Source organism: Rhizobium sp. P1_E1, from assembly GCF_056406015.1.
In genome coordinates, this window is record NZ_JBFUAY010000307.1 from 1 (window position 1) to 4,324 (window position 4,324).

Sequence of the window (4,324 nt, forward strand, 5' to 3'; positions counted from 1 at the left end):
GGCCAGTTGCTCGCGCTCCTCGGTCAACGTGATCAGCGTGGCTCCCCGATTGAGCTGGCTGACAATCTCGAAGACATAATCGTCAATCAACTCCGGCGCGGTGTTCGCCGCAAGCAGTCTCCCTATACGAAGGTGCAACTCGCCGCGTCGCTCCTCCGGGATCAGCGAATAGGCCGCTTCCTGAACGCGATCGTGGACGAACCGGTAGGCGTCTGGCAGCCGCTCGAGCAGCTCATGAGCGACGGCGGGCCATAAGGCCCCGGCGACTTGCTCCTCCGGGATCCCGAGGACGAGTGAAAGCATCGTGGTATCAGCGATGTTTCMAAGACAGGCGAACTGCTGCAACGCCTCCCGCGTTTCGAGCGGCTGGCGCGCGAGCTTGCCGACCATGAGGTGCACGACGTTGTCGGTGTATCCCTTGGCGTGAATGCGACCGAGATCCCAGGACCAGCATGCCGCRTCATGATCGAAGGTGAGCATTCCCTCCTCGGCGAGCGAAAATAGAAACTGACGGACGAAGAACGGATTGCCGCCAGTCTTGTCGTGCATCATTTGTGCGAGCGGGGCCGCACGATCGGGCTGACAGTGGAGCGCATCCGCGATCAACTGCCGGAGATGGTCTTTTGTAAGCGGCGCAAGCGTGATCTCCGCGACATTGCCGCCGGCGCTTTTGATCGCGCGAAGTGTCCGCATCAGCGGATGGGCGGCGCTTACTTCGTTGTCGCGATAGGCACCAACCAGCATCAGGTGTCGCAGATCCGACCGCGTCAGGAGGTCTTCCAGCAGATCGAGTGTCGCCGTGTCAAGCCACTGCAGGTCATCCAGGAACAGTGCCAGCGGATGCTCGGGCTGGGCGAAGACACCAATGAAACGGCGGAATACCAGCTCGAACCGCCGTTGCGCGTCCGGTGCCGGAAGTTCAGCCACCGGCGGCTGCTCGCCGATGATGAGCTTCAGTTCGGGGACGAGATCGACCATCAGCCGTCCGTTCGGCCCCAGCGCCTCTCTCAGGGTCTCGCGCCAGAGTGCCAAATCAGCGTCGCTCTTCGCGAGAAGCCCCCGGATAAGGCTCTGAAAAGCCTGTGCCAGGGTCGCATACGGAATGTCGCGCTTGTACTGATCGAACTTGCCGGACGCAAACAGGCCGCGCGGCGGCACCAGAACTTTGTGGAGTTCATTGACCACCGCCGACTTGCCGATGCCGGAATAGCCAGAGATCAAGACCAACTCCGGCGCCCCGCTCAACACCACGCGGTCGAAGGCAGTGAGCAAGGTCTCGACCTCGTGGTCCCGCCCGTACAGCTTCTCGGGAATCCGCAGGCGGTCCGGGATATCGCGTTCGCCAAGCGGGAATGCGTCGGTCGGGCACCGCATTTCCCATTGGCTGAGACAGCGCCTCAGATCGTGCTCGACGCCGGCTGCCGTCTGGTATCGTTCCTCGGCCGTCTTGGCGAGCAGCTTCATGACGATGGCCGATACCGCCGGTGAAACATCCACCGCCCGCTCGTTGGGCGGCGTCGGTTGCCGTGCGATGTGGCAATGCACCCATTCCATTGGGTCGGAGGCGGAAAAGGGCAGGCTCCCGGTAAGCATTTCGTAAAGGGTCACGCCGAGCGCATAAAGGTCGCTGCGGGAATCGATCGAGCGGTTCATGCGCCCGGTCTGTTCGGGGGCCATGTAGGCAAGCGTTCCGGYGACCACTTCGGGCGGCTCGAGGGCCTGGCGCTCGCGGGAGAGGCGCGAGGCGATCCCGAAGCCTGTTAGCCGCACCTCGGCGCCCGTGCCCGTTACCAGGATATTGGCCGGTTTGATGTCCTTGTGGACGAGACCGCGCTGGTGGACCTTGCCCAGCGCGGCGGCGATGCCGATCGCGAGGCGCAAGAAAAGCTCCGGTTCCATCGCCGTTCCGAGCCCCCGGGCGAGCGGCTCGCCGCCCGGATCTTCAAGCACCAGCATCGTCTGGCCGCCTTCGCGCACCAACTCAAGCGGTCGCACCGCCCATGCAGAATCAAGTTCGTCCTTCAAGCCATATTCATGGTCGAGGCGGCCGAGGCTCGAAGGTGTCGGGTACTCGAGGGCCGAAAGCACGACCAGTACCGGGTTCCACTTGCCGTCGGCACCTAGGCGCCGTTCCCGCCGGAACACGCGATCACCGTCCTCCCAAAGAACCTCCAAACTCATCTCCACCAACGCCGAAGCAAGAGGATGTGCCTGCTTGCCGACTTCGGCATCTCGCCTGTCGGATCTGGCACTGCCATTTTCGTTTCGGAGATCCGTCCCGTCARATTGGYCAAAGCGAGCACATATTGCGACCGCGACCACTTCGCCATCTTCTTACCACATCTCGCCTGTTCGTCCCAACAACGAGCGGCCACCCGCCCGTTCGATGCGTGGTCCGCCTCTACGAAAGACCGCCCAGCGGCTGCTGGGCGGTCGGGCGGGTCATGGACCCGCAGAGCTTCGGATGAAGGGAGCGCCGAAGCTTGGTGGGTAGCAACGGGGGGATTCGCTACCTGTCTCCGGAGGCAACGGATAGAGTCTAGCGACGGAAGGGACGACGGGAAATTATACTGTGGTTTCGCCTTCGCGATACTTTGGAATACCGGCGCCGATACCCATCAGCGAACTTCTGCTCAGCGAGTCATGTCGGCGAAGTCGTCCTGGGCCTCAGTCGTGCCGTCGGTTGCGATTCGTTGGAGTCGAAAGTGTCTTGCCGGGCTGAGGCCAAAAAGAAGCCTCCCGCGGGGTGGGAGGCCAAGGCGGGCCGATCGGTGGCGATCCGGCCTGGGAGGATGGGAGGAAAGGAACGCGCACAATAGAGCAGGGCTCCCGCCTGGGCTATTGGCCATCAGGAAGGATCGATAACCAATGAGGTGGGGGTGACCTATTCGCGCGGCCAGGTCCTTTATGAGTGCGTTTGCGGCTTTCCCGGAGCGAGCATCAGCTTATCAGCCATACGCGCGAGTTCGGGCAGGGATCTGGTGCCCATCTTCTGCATGACCTGGCTGCGGTGAACCTTCACTGTAATCTCGCTCACGCCTAGATCGCCGGCAATCTGCTTGTTGGGCCTTCCGGTCACCACCAAAGCCATCACCTCGCGCTCCCGCGGGGTCAGGCTATCGAAACGCGCGCGCACCGTCGCCAATGCCTTTTCATTTTCAAGCCACACGCGGTCGCGTGCCAAGCCGACGTTAACGGCGTCGAGCAAATCCTGGTCTCGGAACGGTTTCGTCAGGAACTCRACCGCGCCCCCTTTCATCGCCTGGACGGACATGGGAATGTCGCCGTGCCCGGTGATGAAGACGATCGGCAGCTGAATATTTTCTCGCGACAGCTCGAGCTGAAAATCAAGACCGCTTTGCCCCGGAAGCCGGACATCGAGCACGAGACAGGTCGGTCCGTCTGGTCGCTCAGACCTGAGGAAGTCGCCCACCGAAGCGAGGAGATTGACGGCAAAGCCGACGGAACGCAGCAGACTGCCAAGCGCCTCGCGGATTTCCGGGTCATCATCGATGACAATGATGGTTGCTGGCGCCTCGGTCAATCGTCAGGGCCCTCAAGGTGAATCGACGTCTTGGGATTTATACTGTCCACCCCCAACGCAGCAGCAGCGGGCAAAGCCCAACCAGCGCAGTGCCAGTCACGCGATGAGAACACTCCTCCTCTCTCCTTCGCTAGTGCCGAAGCGGCTTTTCTTCTCACACCAGAATGCGCGATAATTACCTCGGCCACAAGGCTAGATGCGGGCGGTCTCCAAAAGCGCTTGCACGTCCTGAGTTTGCCATGGCGTGCCGATGCCACAAGGTCGGCGCCTACCGTCACAAGGGACGCGTGCCGCAAGTGTCGGGCGGCGCGGGGAAAGCAAACCTCAAGCACTTTCGATGCTGTGTCGAGTGATCGAGCATGCATTGCGTACAATCGAAAAGAAGTTCTTCGCCGGAATATTCCAATCGGAGCACGGGCGATTTTTGGGCAAATACCCAGCTCGCTCCACAAGTCTTAGATACTCTATACGATCGTATAGCTTGCGCTGCCTTTGCCGCCGTTCAATACTAAAATCTTCCAGTCGAGCGCGCCACAACGCTAATTCGGCATGATGCTGATCGGCGAAGTTGGGAGGCGGCAGTGCCAACCAAGAGACCTCTGATTGCGATCGTCGACGACGACGAGTCGATGCGGGAGGCTATCAAGGGGCTCTTGAGGTCGATGGGATTTGATGCCGAAACCTTTTCATCCGCGGATGATTTCTTGAGATTCCCTTATATCCGCCGCACGGCCTGCCTCGTGACGGACATCAATATGCCCGGAATGAGCGGGCTCGATC

Annotated in this window: 3 protein-coding genes; 1 reads left to right on the plus strand and 2 read right to left on the minus strand. The window is 61.1% G+C overall.

What is annotated here, in order from left to right:
• On the minus strand, positions 1–2,175 hold a 2,175-nt coding region (locus AC1D1Z_RS34555), incomplete at its 3' end, for an ATP-binding protein (RefSeq protein WP_477853296.1).
• Between the two features lie 730 nt (positions 2,176–2,905).
• Positions 2,906–3,544, minus strand: coding sequence for a response regulator transcription factor (locus tag AC1D1Z_RS34560; RefSeq protein ID WP_018246394.1), 639 nt, complete (start codon positions 3,542–3,544; stop codon positions 2,906–2,908).
• Between the two features lie 581 nt (positions 3,545–4,125).
• Between AC1D1Z_RS34560 and AC1D1Z_RS34565 the strand changes: the two genes are divergently transcribed.
• The coding region (locus tag AC1D1Z_RS34565) for a response regulator transcription factor (protein ID WP_477853298.1) at positions 4,126–4,324 on the plus strand (199 nt) is incomplete at its 3' end.